14 protein-coding genes and 1 riboswitch are annotated in these 17833 nt (G+C 71.5%); of the genes, 7 read left to right on the top strand and 7 right to left on the bottom strand.

Annotated elements, in window-relative coordinates; translation table 11 throughout:
* Position 1: 1 nt before the first annotated feature.
* Together QZL85_RS01875 and QZL85_RS01870 are read right to left on the bottom strand one after the other, a co-directional pair.
* Positions 2-1537: an ABC transporter permease gene (locus QZL85_RS01875; protein ID WP_295572914.1), complete on the bottom strand. Its 1536-nt coding sequence runs from the start codon at positions 1535-1537 to the stop codon at positions 2-4.
* A 205-nt stretch (positions 1538-1742) separates the two neighbouring features.
* Complete coding sequence (locus QZL85_RS01870) at positions 1743-3608, bottom strand: ABC transporter family substrate-binding protein (protein ID WP_295572911.1); 1866 nt, start codon at positions 3606-3608, stop codon at positions 1743-1745.
* A 153-nt stretch (positions 3609-3761) separates the two neighbouring features.
* Here QZL85_RS01870 and QZL85_RS01865 point away from each other — a divergent pair, with 153 nt between their 5' ends.
* Complete coding sequence (locus QZL85_RS01865; protein ID WP_295572909.1) at positions 3762-4592, top strand: CPBP family intramembrane glutamic endopeptidase; 831 nt, start codon at positions 3762-3764, stop codon at positions 4590-4592.
* On the opposite strand, the gene QZL85_RS01860 is transcribed toward QZL85_RS01865, so the two are convergent.
* From QZL85_RS01860 to QZL85_RS01840, 5 genes are all read right to left on the bottom strand, one after another.
* Positions 4581-5243, bottom strand: coding sequence for a GntR family transcriptional regulator (locus QZL85_RS01860; protein WP_295572907.1), 663 nt, complete (start codon positions 5241-5243; stop codon positions 4581-4583). The genes QZL85_RS01865 and QZL85_RS01860 overlap by 12 nt on opposite strands.
* Before the next feature lie 54 nt (positions 5244-5297).
* On the bottom strand, positions 5298-8156 hold the full coding sequence (gcvP, locus tag QZL85_RS01855) for an aminomethyl-transferring glycine dehydrogenase (RefSeq protein WP_295572904.1): 2859 nt from the start codon (positions 8154-8156) through the stop codon (positions 5298-5300).
* On the bottom strand, positions 8153-8536 hold the full coding sequence (gene gcvH, locus QZL85_RS01850; RefSeq protein WP_295572901.1) for a glycine cleavage system protein GcvH: 384 nt from the start codon (positions 8534-8536) through the stop codon (positions 8153-8155). The genes gcvP and gcvH overlap by 4 nt, the downstream gene beginning before the upstream one ends.
* Positions 8533-9657: a glycine cleavage system aminomethyltransferase GcvT gene (gene gcvT / locus QZL85_RS01845; protein ID WP_295572899.1), complete on the bottom strand. Its 1125-nt coding sequence runs from the start codon at positions 9655-9657 to the stop codon at positions 8533-8535. Before gcvT ends, gcvH begins: the two co-directional genes overlap by 4 nt.
* A gap of 141 nt (positions 9658-9798) precedes the next feature.
* A riboswitch (glycine riboswitch) is annotated at positions 9799-9901 on the bottom strand.
* 40 nt (positions 9902-9941) lie between these two features.
* Entirely contained in the window at positions 9942-11120 is a 1179-nt protein-coding gene (locus tag QZL85_RS01840; protein WP_295572896.1) for a MarP family serine protease, read from the bottom strand.
* A 92-nt stretch (positions 11121-11212) separates the two neighbouring features.
* Here QZL85_RS01840 and QZL85_RS01835 point away from each other — a divergent pair, with 92 nt between their 5' ends.
* Genes QZL85_RS01835 through QZL85_RS01810 form a run of 6 tightly spaced genes read left to right on the top strand, consistent with a single transcriptional unit; the run spans position 11213 to position 17816 of the window.
* Positions 11213-11908 (top strand): NrtR DNA-binding winged helix domain-containing protein, encoded by a 696-nt coding sequence (locus QZL85_RS01835; protein ID WP_295572893.1) that lies wholly within the window; start codon positions 11213-11215, stop codon positions 11906-11908.
* Complete coding sequence (gene nadA, locus QZL85_RS01830) at positions 11905-13263, top strand: quinolinate synthase NadA (protein ID WP_295572890.1); 1359 nt, start codon at positions 11905-11907, stop codon at positions 13261-13263. The genes QZL85_RS01835 and nadA overlap by 4 nt, the downstream gene beginning before the upstream one ends.
* The gene (gene nadB, locus QZL85_RS01825) at positions 13260-14843 is read left to right on the top strand and encodes an L-aspartate oxidase (RefSeq protein ID WP_295572887.1); all 1584 of its coding nucleotides are present in this window, start codon (positions 13260-13262) and stop codon (positions 14841-14843) included. Before nadA ends, nadB begins: the two co-directional genes overlap by 4 nt.
* Positions 14843-15697, top strand: coding sequence for a carboxylating nicotinate-nucleotide diphosphorylase (nadC, locus tag QZL85_RS01820; RefSeq protein ID WP_295572884.1), 855 nt, complete (start codon positions 14843-14845; stop codon positions 15695-15697). Before nadB ends, nadC begins: the two co-directional genes overlap by 1 nt.
* A complete protein-coding gene (locus tag QZL85_RS01815; RefSeq protein WP_295572882.1) occupies positions 15697-16845 on the top strand; it encodes a cysteine desulfurase family protein in 1149 nt (382 codons plus the stop codon). Before nadC ends, QZL85_RS01815 begins: the two co-directional genes overlap by 1 nt.
* Entirely contained in the window at positions 16842-17816 is a 975-nt protein-coding gene (locus QZL85_RS01810; RefSeq protein WP_295572878.1) for a glycosyltransferase family 2 protein, read from the top strand. The genes QZL85_RS01815 and QZL85_RS01810 overlap by 4 nt, the downstream gene beginning before the upstream one ends.
* Positions 17817-17833: the final 17 nt, after the last annotated feature.

The following is a 17833-nucleotide window of genomic DNA, read 5'->3' as shown; positions in this document are numbered from 1 at the left end:
GTCAGCTCACCCGGATCCGTGGGTCGAGCGCGGAGTACAAGAGATCCGCGATGAGGTTGAAGATGACGGCCAGGACGCCGGTGACGACGAAGAAGCCCATGACGAGGTTCACGTCGCCGCGCTCCAGGCCGGTCACGAACAGCGCGCCCATGCCCTTCCAGGCGAAGATCGTCTCGGTGATGACGGCGCCGCCGATGAGCGCGCCGATGTCGAACGCGACGATCGTGGCGATCGGGATGAGGGCGTTGCGCATCGCGTGCCGGACGATGACGGTGCGCTCGGTGAGCCCCTTGGCGCGGGCCGTCCGGACGTAGTCCTGGTTCATCACCTCGAGGAGGCTCGACCGCGCGTAGCGGGTGTAGGCCGCGATCGAGACGAGGGAGAGCGCGATCGTCGGGAGGACGAGGTGCGCGAAGCCGTCGAGGAGCTGGAACCACATGTCGCCGTTGAGGTTCGGCGTCTGCGATCCGATGGTCGCGATGACGCCGGACTGCGGGATGCGGTCGAGGTAGTCGCTGTAGACGAGCAGGACGCGGTCGATGACGATGACGAAGAAGGTGATGAAGCTCACGATGGCCGCGGTGCGCGCGACCTCCTTCTTCCCGTCGCCGCCCATGAGAAGGCCCACCACGACGCCCACGATGATCGCGACGACGTACATGATGAGGAGCATCCAGCCCTGCGGGACGTAGAAGAACAGGTACTGCAGCGGCTGGTAGAGCGCCGCCCAGATCGCGACGACGATGAGCGAGGCGTACAGCGCGCGGCGGTTCGCGAGGCCCGTCGAGATGGCGGTGACGCCGACGGCTGCGGCGACGCCCGTGAGGATCACGCCGATGATGCCGACGGTGGGCTTGGCGAACCAGTCGGTCAGGCCGAGGAACGCCATCAGGCCGGCGACGGCGACGAACGCCGAGGCGAAGGTGATGAGGCGCGTCCGCCAGCTGCCCCCGAGGACGCTCATGAAGATGATGCCCGCCACGAGACCCGCGAGCAGCATCGCCCAGACGGATATCTGTGGATCGGACAGGAACGCGTTGAAGCGGATGGCGCCGAACTCCTTGAGGAGCACTGCGATCCAGAAGATGGGGAGCGAGTACACGATGAAGGTCATGAAGGTGACCGTGTAGTCGAAGCCGCTGTACTGACGCAGTGCCGTCAGGATGCCGATCGTCAGACCGGCGATGATCGCGATGATGGTCGCCGCGGTCACGAGCTGGATGGTCGAGCTCGCCGCCGTGGAGACGGCGTTGATGACCGGCTGGTCGCTGCGGGAGAACGCGATGCCGAGGTCGCACTGGAGGATGAGGCAGCGCGAGGCGCCGCCCAGCCAGGTGAAGTAGCGCAGGACCGGCGGAACGTCGAGGCTGAGCTTCTCGATGCGGTTGTCGATCAGCTCCTGGCGGTTGGACGCATTGCTCTGCTTGAGGTCGGCGAGCGGGTCGGTGCCGATGGAGGTGAGGGTGTAGACGATGAAGGACGCGACGAGGAGCACCAGGATCGTGGCGCCGAGTCGTCGCAGGATGTAGGTCAGCATGAGCGACCTCTCAGTGAGGTTGCTGAGGGCATGGTGTGTTCCGTTCGCGAACCGAATGGCGGGTCAGCCAAAGCTACTACGTCGGCGCCCGCGTATCGGTGGGCCGACATGACTGTGGGTGCCGCGGGGGTCGCCCCGGCACCCACAATCCTGATCTGCTGTGTGGTCCGGGCGGGCGGTGTGAACCGCCCGCCCGGACTGCGGATTACTCCGCGCCAGCCGGTGCCCACTCCCAGAAGTTCCAGAAGTAGTCCGGGCTCAGCGGCATGATCTTCACGCCGGTCACACGGTCGCTCGAGACGAGCAGGCCGGGGAACTGGAAGATCGGAATCGAGGCGGCGTCCGCCCAGATGCCGGTCTCGGCGGTCTTCAGCAGCTCGGTCTGCTCGGCGGTGTCCGACGTGACGTTGAGCGTACGCAGCGCCTCCGTGGTCTCGTCGTTGCAGAAGCCGTTGTAGTTGCCGCCCTTGGCCATCGGGTCCTCGTAGCAGGCGTAGATCTGGTCCGATCCACCCACGGCGAGCGACGTCTGCGACCAGGCGAAGATCGTCGCGTCGTGCGGGTTGATGGGCTCCTGCGACGGGTCGGTGAAGACCCAGTTGGGCTCGCTCTCGTCGACGAGCTTGAAGCCGACCTTCGCAGCCGAAGCCGCGATGAGCTCGAACTCCTGGCCACGACGGACGTTGCCCTCGGGGTACCAGAAGCCGACCTCGACGGTGCCGGACACGCCGGCCTCGGCGAGGAGCGCCTTGGCGCCCTCGATGTCGACCTCGGCGTAGTCAGCGGAGCCGTTGGCCTCGCTGAGGACGTCGTAGCGCTCACCGTCGGCCTGCGACACGAGGTGCGTGTTGCGGACCGTGGCGTCGGGGTTCAGCGGCTTGATGATCTTGTCGACGATCTCCTGGCGGGGGATCACCTTCAGGAACGCCTGGCGGACCTTGAGCGCCTTGGCCTCGTCGCCACCGTAGGTGGCCGGGTCGAACGGGCCGCCGTTGTTGAACGTGAGGTCGACGTGCTCGTGCGACGCCTGGATGCCCGTCTGGACCTCCGCGGTGTCGATGTCGTTCGCGAGCTGCAGGATGTCCGAGGTCGGCTGACCCGTCCAGATGTCCAGCTCACCGGACTGCAGTGCCTGGAGAGCCGTCGTCGAGTCGGCGATCGCGCGGATCGTGATCTTCTCGTACTTCGGCGACTCGCCCCACGTGAACAGCGGGTTGGCCTGAAGGGTCGTGTACTCGTCCTCCTTGGTGTCGACCAGGTTGTACTGGCCGGCGGTGAGGAAGGCGGCCGGGCTCTCCGGCATCTCGGTGTACACGTACGCGTCGTTCCAGGCGGTGCCGAGGGCCGTGAGGACCTCTTCGTCGCCGTCGGTGATCGCGTCGATGACCTTCTGCTTGGCGTCCTCAGCGAACGTCTTCGCGGCCTCGTAGTACTTCTTCAGGTCGTCCTCGGAGTCCGAGCTCTGCGCGGTGTCCCACGCAGCCTGGACGTCGGCGTACTCGTCCGGGTAGGCGAGCGCGTAGGTGCCGTGCGCCGAGACGCCGAGCGGCTGGAGAAGCTCCCAGTCCACGTACGGCTCGTCGTAGACGAGGGTGATCTTCTTCTCGTCGACCTCGGGGGTCTCCGTGATGAGGCTCCAGCCCGAGGTGGACGCGGGCGCCCAGCCACCGGCCACGTTGCCACCCATGGCGGCCCAGTGCATGAGCATGTCGGCCTCGTCGATCGGCACACCGTCGGACCAGACGGCGTCAGCCGTGATCTCGTAGTCGACGGTGAGCGGCTCGTCGCTCGTCTTCTCGTACGTGCCGAAGTTCTCGTTCTTCACGAGCTCCGGGGTGTTGTTGTAGTACGACCACGACGACGCGGAGTCAGTGATGTACTTCACGTTCGAGTTGGCGGTGTTGTTTCCAGCACTGCTGCTGGAGTTGAAGGCCATGAAGCCCTCGTTGTAGGCGACGAAGATCTCCGTGCCTTCTTGAACCTCTGACTGGTACGGGTTTCCGCAGCCCGAGAGCACGAGTGCTCCGGCAGCTACGACCCCGACGCCCGCCACAAGACGTGCGATCTTCACATTTCCTCCTGTGCAAGGGTGATGCGCCCAGCATGAATAAGCCCGGGCGCGGATACCGAAACCATATGCACGTGTACGGGCCAGTCAAAACCGACTCGGCAAACCGTTACAGATCCTTTACTGAAATCAACATGCCCGTGACATTCTGACAACGTGATCGACACACGAGCCGCGAAAACGCCAAGTCGGCCCCCCGGGCGCGTCCGCCTGTGGTGGGAGATCGGGATCGTCCTCGCCCTCTCGATCGGGCGCTCGGCGGTCTACTCGGTGCTCGCCCTCGTCCAGGCCCTCACGCGCGACGTCGCCCTGGGCGACCAGCAGACCTCGCTCAATCCCGGGGCCGGCGCGGCGGAGTTCTGGGACGTGCTCTCCCAGTTCCTCTCGCAGTTCTTCGCCTTCGCCCCGATCGCGCTCGCGATCTACCTGCTGTGGGAGCCCGGCGTCTCGGCGTTCCGGCGGATCGGCCTGGATTTCCGCATGTTCGGCCGCGACCTCGGCGCCGGCGTCCTGTTCGTCCTCGTCATCGGGGTGCCCGGACTGGCCCTGTACGCGGGGGGTCGCGCCCTGGGGATCACGGTGCAGGTCGACGCGTCGCCGCTCGACCCCTCCTGGTGGACGATCCCGCTCCTCCTGCTCGCGGCGCTGCGGGCGGGGCTCACGGAGGAGGTCATCCTCCTCGGCTACCTGTTCGACCGGCTGCGGCGCCTGGGCTGGGGGACGTGGACGATCATCCTCTCCACGGCGGCGCTCCGCGGCGCGTATCACGCCTATCAGGGCTTCGGCTCGATCATCGGCAACGCCGCGATGGGCGTCGTGTTCGGCTGGGCCTACCAGCGCTGGGGGCGGGTCATGCCGCTCGTGATCGCGCACGTGATCATCGACGTCATCGCCTTCGTGGGCTATCCGCTCGCCGCCGCGCTCCTGCCCGGCGTGTTCGCACCCCCGACCGGCCCCACGCCGACGCCGACGCCGTCATCCTCCTGACGCGGCGCCCGGCACCGGGAGGCTGTGCCACGTCTCGAAGACGAGGGCGGACGCGGCCTCGGCGTCGCGGCGCGCGCAGACCGCGATGAGCTGCTCGTGCCGCTCGAGCGAGGTGAAGCGGTCCAGGGACAGGAAGCGCAGCGCCTCCGCGCGCCGGAGCACGGGGCTGTACCGGTCGAGGACGGCGATGAGGGCGTCGTTGCGGGAGGCCGCGACGAGCACGTCGTGGAACTCGTCGTCGGCGGCGACGGCCGCCGGCGCGTCCTGGGCGGCCAGCGCGGCGCCGAACCGCGCGTTCGCGTCCCGCATCCGGTCGATGTCCCCCTCCGTAAGGGTGGCCACGGCGGTCCGGGCGGCGAGCCCGTGCATCGCCGCGACGACGTCGCGGGCGTCGCGCACGGCCTCCTCCTCGAGCTCCGCGACAGCCGTCGAGCGTCCGGGACGCGCCACGATGAGCCCGCTCTCCGCCAGACGCAGCAGCGCCTCGCGGACGGGCGTGCGGCTGACGCCGAGCCACTCGGCGAGGTCGCCGTCCTTGAGGTTCTCCCCCGGGGCGAAAGTGCCGTCGACGATGGCGTCGCGCAGGCGCGTGTAGACGTCGTCACGGAGGAGGGAGCGGCCGAGGGAGCCGGACTTCGCGGGGATGGGCATGCGATGTATTGCACACAAGATCCCGCGCGACGTCAAACCCGCGCATCCGCCCTGCTACGCGAACGCCTCCGGCGGGGGGCACGCGCACACGAGGTTGCGGTCGCCGTACGCATTGTCGATTCGCCGCACCGGTGGCCAGTACTTCGTCCGCACCTGGGCGCGGACGGGGTACACGGCGCGCTCCCGGCTGTACGCGTGGTCCCACTCCCCCACGACGACGGACTCGGCCGTGTGCGGTGCGTTGACGAGCGGGTTGTCGCCTGCCGGCCACTCGCCCGCCGCGACGGCATCCGCTTCGGCGCGGATCGCGATCATCGCCTCGATGAAACGCTCGATCTCGCCGAGGTCCTCGGACTCGGTGGGCTCGACCATGAGCGTCCCGGCGACCGGGAAGGACATCGTCGGCGCGTGGAAGCCGTAGTCGATGAGTCGCTTGGCGACGTCGTCGACCGTGATGCCGGTCTGCTCCTTGAGCGGCCGCAGGTCGAGGATGCACTCGTGCGCGACGAGCCCGCCCTCTCCCGCGTACAGCACGGGGTAGTGCGCCTGCAGGCGATGCGCGATGTGGTTGGCGGCGAGCACGGCGGCGCCGGTCGCCTCCCGGAGACCGTCGGCCCCCATCATGCGCACGTACGCCCACGAGATCGGGAGGATGGACGCCGACCCGTACGGCGCCGCCGAGATCGGGCCGCCGTCGAAGACGAAACCGCCGGCGTGCTCGGCGCGCTGCGCGAGCGGGTGGCTCGGCAGGTACGGCGCGAGGTGCGCCTTTGCTGCGACGGGGCCGACGCCGGGGCCGCCCCCGCCGTGCGGGATGGCGAACGTCTTGTGCAGGTTCAGGTGCGACACGTCGCCGCCGAGGTCGCCGAACCGGGCGAAGCCGAGGAGGGCGTTCAGGTTGGCGCCGTCGACGTACACCTGTCCGCCGGCGTCGTGCACGGCGCCGGTGATCTCCAGGACGTCGTGCTCGTAGACGCCGTGCGTCGAGGGGTAGGTGATCATGAGCGCGGCGAGGCGGTCGGCGTGCGCCGCGATCTTCGCGCGGAGGTCGCCGAGGTCGACGTTGCCGGCCTCGTCGCACGCGACGACGACGACCGTCATCCCGGCGAGCACGGCGGATGCCGCGTTCGTGCCGTGCGCGGACGACGGGATGAGGCAGACGTCGCGGTGCAGGTCGCCGCCCGCGTGATGGAAGCCGCGGATCGCGAGAAGGCCGGCGAGCTCGCCCTGCGAGCCGGCGTTGGGCTGCAGCGAGACCGCGTCGTACCCGGTGACCTCGGCGAGCCACGATTCGAGCTGCTCGATCATCACGAGGTACCCGGCGACGTCGTCGGCGGGGGCGAACGGGTGCACGCGGGCGAACTCGGGCCAGGACACCGCGGCCATCTCGGTGGCGGCGTTGAGCTTCATGGTGCACGAGCCCAGCGGGATCATGCCGCGATCCAGCGCGTAGTCGCGGTCGGCGAGCTGCTTGAGGTAGCGCATCATCGCCGTCTCGGAGCGGTGCGTGTTGAAGACGGCGTGCGTCAGGTACTCGTCCTCGCGGCGGAGGTTCTCCGGCACGGCGGCGCCGGCGACGACGGCGAAGGCGCGCGTCTCGGGGCCGTCGAACGCCTGCGCGAGGGCGTGCAGCTCGTCGATCGTCGTCGTCTCGTCGACGGAGATGCCGACGGTGTCGCTGTCGCGGAACCAGAGCTGGAAGCCGCGGGCGCGGGCGCGGTCGACGAACTCGCCGGCGCGACCCGGCGCCTGGACGACGATGGTGTCGAAGAAGGTGTCGTGCAGCACGTCGTGGCCGGCGTCGACGATCCAGTCGCGCAGCAGCCGGGCCTTGCCGGCGACGTCCTGCGCGATCGCGCGGAGCCCGTCCGGCCCGTGGTAGACGGCGTACATCGACGCCATGACGGCCAGGAGCACCTGGGCCGTGCAGATGTTGCTCGTGGCCTTCTCGCGGCGGATGTGCTGCTCGCGCGTCTGCAGCGAGAGGCGGTACGCGGGATGGCCCGCGGCATCCTGCGAAACCCCGACGAGGCGCCCGGGGAGCTGCCGCTCGAGACCTGCGCGGACGGCGAGGTACCCGGCGTGCGGGCCGCCGAAGCCCATCGGCACGCCGAAGCGCTGCGTCGTCCCGACGGCGATGTCGGCGCCGAGGGATCCGGGCGAGCGCACCAGCGTCAGGGCGAGGAGGTCCGCAGCGACGACGATGAGACCGCCCTGCGCCTGCACGGCGGCGATGACCTCGGAGGGGTCCCACACGCGGCCGGTGGCGCCGGGGTACTGCACGAACGCGCCGAAGACGTCGATGTCCTCCGGCGGCGGGGACACGTCGTACGCGGTCTCGTGGAGCTGGATGCCGAGGGCTGCCGCGCGGTGCGCGAGGAGCGCCTTCGTCTGCGGGAGGGCATCGGCGTCGACGAGGAACACGTCGGAGCGGGACTTCGAGGCGCGGCGGGCGAGCAGCATCCCCTCGACGACGGCCGTGGACTCGTCGAGCATCGACGCGCCCGCCGTCGCGAGGCCCGTCAGGTCGGTCACCATCGTCTGGAAGTTGATGAGCGCCTCCAGGCGCCCCTGCGAGATCTCCGGCTGGTAGGGCGTGTACGCCGTGTACCAGGACGGGTTCTCCAGCACGTTCCGCGCGATGACGGACGGCGTGATCGTGTCGTAGTAGCCGAGCCCGATGAGGCTGCGGGCGGACCGGTTGAGGTCCGCCATGCCGCGGAGCTCGGCGAGGGCCTCCGCTTCGCTCGCGGCGGGCGGGATGACACTGTCCGCGCGCGGGTCGACGTGGATGGATGCCGGCACGGCGCGCTGCACGAGCGCGTCGAGGCTGTCGTAGCCGAGACCCGTCAGCATCTGCCGCTGCGCGGCGGCGTCGGTGCCGATGTGCCGCGCGGTGAAGGGGACGGTCACTGATCGCCGCCCGTGAGCGCGACGTAGGCGGCGCGGTCGAGCAGCGCCTCGACGGCGGCGGCGTCCACCCTGACCTTGATGAGCCAGCCCGCCTCGTAGGGCTCGGCGTTCACGAGCGAGGGGTCATCCACCGCGGCGTCGTTGATCTCGACGACCTCGCCGGACAGCGGCGCGTAGAGCTCGCCGACCGACTTCGTCGACTCGATCTCCCCGCAGACGGCGTCGGCGGTGACGGTCGTGCCGACGGCGGGCAGGTCGACGTAGACGACGTCGCCGAGCTTGTCGGCGGCGTAGTCGGTGATGCCGACGGTCGCGACGTCGCCGTCGAGGGCGACCCACTCGTGCTCGGCGGTGTACTTGAGGGCGGTGAGATCGGTCATGTGGTCCTCCGGTAGAAGGGAAGGGCGGTCACGGTCGCGGGGATGGCGGTCCCCCGCACGTCGATGGTCAGTTCGGTTCCCGGCGCGCTGAGGCCCGGCGCGACGTAGGCCATCGCGATCGGGTAGCCGAGGGTCGGGCTGAGGGCGCCGCTCGTGACCTCGCCGATCACGTCCTCGCCGTCGCGGACGGGGTACCCGGCGCGGCCGGCGCGGCGGCCGTCCGAGACGAGGCCGACGAGCACGGGCGCGTCTGCGCGCGCACCCGACTCGAGAGCAGACCGACCCACGAAGTCGGCGGCCTTCGTCGACAGCGGCACAACGCGGCCGAGCCCCGCCTGGGACGGGATCACGTGGCGCGACAGCTCGTGCCCGTAGAGCGGCATGCCCGCCTCGAGGCGCAGCGTGTCCCGCGACGCGAGGCCCGCCGGGACGAGGCCGAACGGTTCTCCTGCGGAGAGCAGCGCGTCCCACAGCTCTCCGACGCGGTCGGCGTCGACGCTGATCTCGAACCCGTCCTCGCCGGTGTAGCCGGTGCGGCTGACGAGAACGGTGCTGTCGCGGAATCGCATGCCCATGGCGGCGTAGTACGGGAGGGTGTCGAGCGCGTGACCCATCGCGAGCGACTCGTCGTGCACCAAGCCGGACGTCTGCTGCAGGATCTCGCGGGCGCGCGGACCCTGCACGGCGACGAGCGCGTCGTCGAGCTCGACGAGCTCCGCGTCGAACCCGGCCAGGCGCTCACGGAGCGCATCACGGACCGCGTCCCTGTTCCCCGCGTTGGCGACGATCAGGAACTGGTCTTCGGCGTTGCGCGTGACGATCAGATCGTCGATGATCCCGCCGTCGGGGGCAAGGATCATCGTGTACTTCGCCCGCGACAGTTTCAGGGGGGCCGGATCGACGGCGAGGGCGTAGCCGAGGAAGGCATCGCGCTCGGGGCCGCGGACGCTGAACAGAGCCATGTGCGAGATGTCGAACAGGCCCGCGGCGGTGCGGACGGCGTGGTGCTCGGCGAGGTCGGAGGTGTACCGGACGGGCATCTCCCAGCCGCCGAAGTCGGTGAACGACGCGCCGAGCGCCTCGTGGCGCTCGCGGAGCGGTGTACTGCGGGGCGATGTCATGAGTTCTCCCGGACGCGGGCGGGCGGATGCCGGGATCGGCATCCGTGAACTCCCCCTCTGTCATGGGCCTGAGAGCTTCACCGGGCGCACAGGCCCGGCTTTCACCGTCGGCGGATTCGAAGAATCGCTTTTCAGAGCGGCCGGACGTGGGCGGTACGCGGACCTGAGAGATTGGCGGGGAGGCTTGCTCCTTCGGTGCCCGACCCGCGTGCGCGGCGGTGCGGGGCTCTCCCGCACACGTCATGCGGCCTGTCTTCAGTTACCTGCTCAGCATAGCGGCAGGATCACCCGAGGCAGCGCCCCGTGGAGACGGTGTCATCGGCGCGCGACACCCGATCCAGGACAGGGAGCAGCTCCGCGTTGGTCATGGCGAATCCGCGCCCGCTGCCGTCGTCGCCGCGGGCGAAGACGACACCGGCGACCTCGCCGTCTCCCGTGAGGAGCGGTCCGCCCGAGTTGCCGGGCTGCACGTTCGCCTCCAGGGCGAAGATCTCCCGTGGCGCCGCGGACTCCTCGTAGATGTCGAAGACGGGCACGACGCCGGCGGAGAGGACGTGGGCGGGGGTGCTGGTGAACGGGCCGCCGAGCGGATAGCCCTGCACGACGGCCGCGGCGCCGGCTTCGAGAGTCGGCACCGTCGCCAGCGGCGGCGCGTCGAGGCCGTCCACGGCGAGGGCGGCGATGTCGTCCACCGAGTCGAAGTACACGACGCGCGCGTCACGGGCTGCGCCGCCCGGCAGCTGCACGAGCGGGGCGGACACCCCGGCGACGACGTGGGCGTTCGTGATGACGAGGCCCTCCTCCGCGACGAAGCCCGAGCCGGTGACGCTCACCCCGCACGCGTAGGCGGTGCCGCTGATCCGCGCGACGGATGCCGCCGCCGCTTCGAGCTCGGGGTCATCCAGCGCGATGGCCGGCGACGTGGGGGCCACGGTCGGGCCGATCAGCTCGCTGAGCTGCTCGCCGATCCGCGGAATCCCCTCGTCGATCACGAGCGACCGCAGCTGTGCGACGGCCTGATCGACGCTCGGCGGGGTCACGCGGTCGAGGAGGTCGAGCACGCGGGAGGAGGCCACGGCGGAGGAGAGTCCGGGGATCCCGGCCGCCGTCACCGACGTCGACACCAGCAGCAGCACGAAGGTCGTCGCGACGACGCCGACCACGGCGCCGAGCGCGCGGTCGAGGATCCGGAGCTTGGAGCGCTCGACGCCGCGGCGCAGCGCCGCCCCGACGGCGGACCCGGCGACGCCGCCGAGGACGACGATGCCCACGGCCGCGGCGGCCAGCGCCGCCCCGCGCCACTCCGCGACCGGGATCACCCTGCCCAGCAGCGGCACGAGCAGCAGGGCGGCCACGGCACCCGCGACGATCCCCACGATCGTGCCGGCGGCGGCGACGAAGCCGCGCAGGATGCCGGCGAGCAGCGCCACGATCAGCACGAGCACGATGAAGATGTCGACCACGCGGCCAGCGTAGGCGGTGCACCTGATCGTCGACCGTTCTTGCGCTTCGTGTCAGGGTGACTATAAGATGGCCTGGATCAGTTAGGGTCACCATGACACAAACCAGCATCCGCTTGGCCGTCTCGACGGTGATCTTCAGCCTGCGCCGGCACGGCGGCGACACGCGCCCGACCGTCGTCCTGCCGCTCGTGCGCCGCACGCGCGAACCGCACGAGGGGCGCTGGGCACTCCCGGGCGGCTGGCTCGGCGCGGAGGAGAACCTCGAGGTCGCCGCCTCCCGCACGCTCCGCGAGACGACGGACCTCTCGCCCAGCTACCTCGAGCAGCTGTACGCGTTCGGCGACGCGGACCGCTCCCCCTCCCGCGTCGTCTCGATCGTCTACTGGGCGCTCGTCCGGGAGGACATGTCCCGCAGCGCCTCGCCCCACAACGTCGCGTGGTTCGACGCGACCGCGCTCCCCGAGCTCGCGTTCGACCACAACCAGATCGTCGACTACGCGCTCTGGCGCCTGCGCAACAAGGTCGGCTACAGCCGGATCGCCCATGGCCTGCTCGACGACGAGTTCAGCCTCGCCGAGCTGCGCGAGGTGTACGAGGCCATCCTCGACCGGCGCCTGGACCCCGCGAACTTCCGCCGGCAGGTCGAGAACTCCGGCACCCTCCTGCCGACCGACGCCTTCCGCACCGGCAGCCATCGGCCCGCCCGTCTCTACCGCCACAACCACGAGATCGAGCTGGCCGACCGCGGCCCACTCCCCCGCCGCATCCTCCTCAAGGAGCCGTCATGACCACGACACCCCTCACCCTCGACAGCCGCCCGGGCGGTGCCCCCGACCCGAGCGTCGACCATGAGATCCAGGCGATCGTCGCCGGCAGCACGCTCGGCGCGACCTGCAACACCGACCTCGCCGCGGCGCCGTGGACCTTCGACACCCGACCGGGCTACGGTCCGGGTTCGTCGATGGGGGACGTCATCCCGACCGGCGCACCCCGGCAGGGCGAGCTGCCCGCCGCGTACCGCGAGGCCTCCGAGGCGGAGCTCAGCGCGCGCATCCGCGCCGCGAAGGCGGTCCTCGGCGACCGCGTCGTCGTGCTCGGCCACTTTTACCAGCGCGAGGAGGTCATCGTCCACGCCGACTACGTGGGCGACTCCTTCCAGCTCGCCAACGCCGCGAAGGCGCACCCCGAGGCGGAGGCCATCGTCTTCTGCGGCGTGCACTTCATGGCGGAGACCGCCGATCTCCTCTCCGGCCCCGAGCAGGCCGTCATCCTGCCGAATCTCGCCGCGGGCTGCTCGATGGCGGACATGGCCGACATCGACCAGGTCGAGGAGTGCTGGGAGCAGCTGGCCGATGCCCTCGGCGACCTCGACACTCCGGATGCCGACGGGCTCGTGCCCGTGATCCCGGTGACGTATATGAACTCCTCTGCCGCCATCAAGGGCTTCGTCGGGCGGCATGGCGGCATCGTCTGCACGTCCTCGAACGCCCGGACGGTGCTGGAGTGGGCGTTCGAGCGCGGCCGCCGCGTGCTGTTCTTCCCCGACCAGCACCTCGGCCGCAACACCGCGAAGGCCATGGGCGTGCCGCTCGAGCAGATGCCGATGTGGAATCCGCGCAAGCCCTTCGGCGGGAGCACGCCCGACGAGCTCGCCGACAGCCGCGTGATCCTCTGGCACGGGTTCTGCTCGGTGCACCGCCGGTTCACGGTCGATCAGATCGACCAGGCCCGCGCCGAGCACCCCGGGGTCCGCGTCATCGTGCACCCCGAATGCCCCATGGCCGTCGTCGACGCAGCGGACGAGTCGGGCTCGACCGACTACATCCGGAAGGCCATCGAGGCCGCGACCGAGCCGACGACCTTCGCGATCGGCACCGAGGTGAACCTCGTGCAACGCCTGGCCGCCGCGCACCCGCAGCACACGGTCTTCTGCCTCGACCCCGTCGTCTGCCCGTGCTCGACGATGTACCGGATCCACCCGGGCTACCTCGCGTGGGTGCTGGAGGGTCTCGTGGACGGCGAGGTGCGGAACCGCATCACGGTCCCCGCGGACGTCGCGGACCCCGCCCGCCTCGCCCTCGAGCGGATGCTCGCCGCGAAGCCCCCCGCCGCGCCCGCGGCCGCGTGGGAGCAGGCATCATGAGCGCGCACGTCGTGGTGGTGGGGTCGGGGATCGCCGGGCTCACGGCGGCGCTGCACGCCGCCGACGCCGGCTGCCGCGTGACCCTGGTCACGAAGGACGTGCTCGAGCACGCCAACACGCGCTTCGCGCAGGGCGGCATCGCCGGGGTCATGTTCGCCGACGACCGGGCCGAGGACCACATGCGCGACACGCTCGCGGCGGGCGCGGGGCTGAGCGACCCCGCCGCCGTGCGTGTGCTCGTCGAGGAGGGGCCCGCGCGCATCCGCGAGCTCGTGGCGCTCGGCGTGGCATTCGACCGCGGCGCGGACGGCGAGTGGGTCAAGGGCCTGGAGGCGGCGCACTCCTACCCGCGCATCCTGCACGCGGGCGGTGATGCGACGGGCACCGCGATCGAGAAGGCCCTCGTCGCGCGACTGCGCGCCAGTGTCCGGAACAGTGACCGGAGCGGTGACCTCCCCACCGACCTCCGGGTCATCGAGCACGCGTTCCTCGTCGACCTCGTCATGGCGGGCGGCCGCGTCGCGGGCGTCGACCTCCTCGTCGGCGAGGCACCGGGCCGCGCGGGCGAGCGCGAGCGCATCGAGGCCGACGCCGTCGTCCTCGCCACCGGCGGCGCCGGCCAGCTGTACGCGCACACGACGAACCCGCCCGTCGCGACCGGCGACGGGATCGCGGCGGCGCTGCGGGCCGGAGCAGCGGTCTCCGACCTCGAGTTCATGCAGTTCCACCCCACGGTCCTGCCCGGCGACGAGGCGTTCCTCGTCTCCGAAGCCGTGCGGGGCGAGGGCGCGACCCTCATCGACGACACGGGACGGCGGTTCGCGCTCGATGCGCATCCCGACGGCGAGCTCGCCCCCCGCGACGTCGTGGCCCGCGCCATCGCCGAGCAGATGGAGCGGCAGGGCGGACGGCCCGTGCGGCTGGACGCGACCCACCTGCGTGCGAACGCGGAGGAGACGGCCGCCTTCCTCGCGCGGCGCTTCCCGACGATCGATGCCGCCGTCCGCGCCCGCGGACTCGACTGGGCGCGCGAGCCGATCCCCGTGGTCCCCGCCGCGCACTACCTGATGGGTGGCATCGTCACCGACCTCGCCGGGCGCGCGAGCCTGCCGGGTCTGTACGCCGTCGGCGAGGTCGCGTGCACGGGCGTGCACGGCGCCAACCGCCTCGCGTCGAACTCGCTGCTGGAGGGAGCCGTCTTCGGTGCGCGGACCGGGGACGTCGTCGCGGCGGATGCCGCCAGCGGCATATGGCCGGCCCCACCGGCCGCACCGGTCGTCGAGGACCGGCCCGCGACCCTCCCCGACCCGGGCGGCCCGGCGTTCTCCCGGGGAGCGCTGCAGCACCTGCTGTGGGAGGATGCCGGGCTCGCGCGGGATGCCGACGGCCTCGCGCACGCGGCATCCGTCCTGGCCGGCTGGCGCGCCCAGCCCAGGGACCCGCGGACCGAGGCCGAGCTGGAGGACGAGAACCTCCTGCTCGTGGCCGAACGCCTCGTCGCGGCGGCCCTCGCACGGCGTGGCAGCGTCGGCGCCCACTACCGTCGCGATGCCGTCGCCGTCCTGGAGGGAGCCGCGTGATGCTGGCCCGTGCACAGATCGACCGCGTCGTCGCGGCGGCCCTCGAGGAGGACGCCCCGTGGGGCGACGTCACGAGCGCGTACCTGATCCCCGAGGATGCCGTCGCGACCGCCGAGCTCGTCGCGCGCGAGGCGGGCGTCTTCAGCGGCGCGGACGTGTTCACGGCCGCCTTCACCCTCACCGACCCGTCGACGCACGTCGAACTCGCGGTGCGGGACGGCGATGCGTTCGGCGCCGGCGACCGGCTCGCCTCGGTCCGCGGGCCGGCGCGCGCCGTCCTCACGGCCGAGCGCGTCGCGCTGAACTTCGTGCAACGCATGTCCGGCATCGCGACCCTCACGACGCGCTACGTCGCGGAGGTCGCGCACACCGGTGCGCGGATCGCCGACACCCGGAAGACGACGCCCGGGCTGCGCGCCTTCGAGCGGCACGCCGTGCGCTGCGGCGGAGGCCACAACCACCGCTACTCGCTGTCGGACGCCGTCATGGCCAAGGACAACCACCTCGCGGTGCTCACCGCGCGCGGCGCCTCCGTGACGCAGGCCCTGCAGGCCGCGATCGCGCGCCTGCCGCACACGACGCACGTCGAGGTGGAGGTCGACCGGCTCGATCAGATCGACGCCGTCCTGGCCGCGGGCGTCGGGACGATCATGCTCGACAACTTCCCGCTCGCGGACCTGCGGACGGGTGTCGAGAAGATCGCGGGGCGCGTGACCGTGGAGGCGTCCGGCGGCGTGTCCCTGGCCACCGTGCGTGCGATCGCGGAGACCGGCGTCGACGTCATCTCGGTCGGCGCCCTGACGCACTCCGCGCCGGCTCTCGATCTCGGCCTGGACATGCGCATCGAGGCCTGATGCTCTACCTCGACCACGCCGCGACGACGCCGGTGCGCCCCGAGGTGCGCGACGCCATGCTCCCCTACCTCGCGGAGCGGTTCGGCAATCCGTCGAGCCACCACACGGTCGGGGAGGCCGCCGCGACCGCGCTGGCGGACGCCCGCGCGCGCGTCGCGGCGGTGCTCGGGATGCGGACCGGCGACGTCGTGTTCACCTCCGGCGGCACCGAGGCCAACAACCTCGCGGTCAAGGGGATCGCGATCGCGGCGGCGCTGCGGACCGGGTCCCCCGTGCACGTCGTCACGACACCCATCGAGCACGAGTCGGTGCTCGCCTCGTGCGCCTACCTCGAGCGGGTGCACGGCTTCGCGGTGACGCACGTGGCCGTCGACGGCCATGGCCGGGTCGACCCCGATGAGGTCGCGGCCGCGCTCCGCGAGGAGACGGCCCTGATCACCGTCGGATACGCGAACAACGAGATCGGCACGGTGCAGGATGCCGCGGGGCTCGCCGGCGTCGCCGCGGACGGTCGCGTGCCGCTGCACCTGGACGCCGTGCAGGCCGCGGGCTGGCTGGCGCTGTCCGGCACGGGCGCCGACGCCCTCTCGATCGCCGGACACAAGATCGGCGCCCCACCGGGCATCGGGGTCCTGGCGGTGCGCGGACGGATCCCGCTCGAGCCTCTCCTGCACGGCGGAGGGCAGGAGCGCGACCGCCGCAGCGGAACGGAGAACGTCGCGGGCGCCGTCGGCTTCGCCGTCGCGCTGGAGGCGGCCGAGCGCGAGCGGACCGGGGATGCCGCCCGCGTCGGCGCGCTGAGCGCGGCGTTCATCGCGCGCGTGCTCGCCCTCGTCCCGCAGGCGCGGCTCACCGGCGACCCGGTGCGGCGCCTGCCCGGCACCGCGAGCTTCACGTTCGCGGGCACGAGCGGCGAGGCGGTGCTCCTCGAACTCGAGCGGCGCGGCGTCGTGTCCTCCAGCGGCTCGGCGTGCGCCGCGGGCAGCGACGAGCCCTCCCACGTGCTGCTGGCGCTCGGCATCCCACCCGAGGTCGCCCAGACCTCCGTGCGCTTCACATTCGGGCACGCCGTCGCCGCCGGCGATCTGGCCGGACCCTTGGCCGACGCGGTCGCGGCCTCCGTCGCGACGGTACGATCGGGCAGGTGAGCTCGCCCGCCGTCCCCGCCACGGTCACCGTCATCGTCCCCGGCCGCGACGTCGCCGACTACGCGGCCGATGCGCTGGAGTCGCTCCGCGCCCAGACCTTCCCGGCCTGGCGCGCGATCCTCGTGGACGACGGGTCGACGGATGCCACGACCGCCGTCTTCGCGGAGGCCGCGGACACGGATCCGCGGTTCCACTTCGTCCGGCACGACCGCGCGCGCGGGCTCGGCGCGGCGCGCAACGCCGCGCTCGAGCTCGTCGAGACGCCGCTCGTCGCGTTCCTCGACGCCGACGACGTCCTGACCCCGACGGCTCTCGAGGTGCTCGTCGGCTCCCTGACCGCGAGCGGCAGCGACTTCGCCGTCGGCGCCTACGTGCGCCTTCGGCCGGACGCGGAGGGCGGGTACACCCCGGGCATCGTCCAGCCGTGGGTCGCGGCATCCACCTCCCCGGCGCGGCAAGGGACGACGCTCGCGGAGCATCCGGATGCGTCCGGCAACATCGTCGCGTGGTCGAAGGTCAGCCGCATCGAGTTCTGGCGTCGGCACGACCTGCGCTTCCCGGAGGGACGCGCCTACGAGGACCAGGTCGTCGCGCAGCGCATGTACACCGCGGCGCGCGCGTTCGACGTCGTGCCCGATGTCGTCGTGCTGTGGCGCGAGCGCGCCGACGGCTCGTCCATCACGCAGCACAAGGACGATCTCCGCGTGCTGGCGGACTACCTCGAGGCGATGCGCGCCGGGATCGCCGTGCTCGACGCAGCGGGGCAGCGTGCCGCGGCACGCGCGCGGGTGCGCCTCATCCTCGACATGGACGTGCCGCCACTCGTCGAGATCGCTCGGACGCACCCCGACGCGGCCTATCGCCGCGTGCTCGGCGCGTTCGTCCGCGACCTGGACGCACGCGCCGCGGAGGAGTCCGTCGCGCTCGCGGCGGCGTCCGCCGATGTGCGGGCCGCCGCACGGCTGTGGTGAAGAGGCTGTGGTGAAAA

Origin of the sequence: uncultured Microbacterium sp., from assembly GCF_900078385.1 — a bacterium.
In the GTDB taxonomy this organism is placed as follows: domain Bacteria; phylum Actinomycetota; class Actinomycetes; order Actinomycetales; family Microbacteriaceae; genus Microbacterium.
The sequence above is the reverse complement of the archived record's forward strand: the minus strand, read 5'-3'. Positions and strand labels throughout refer to the sequence as shown.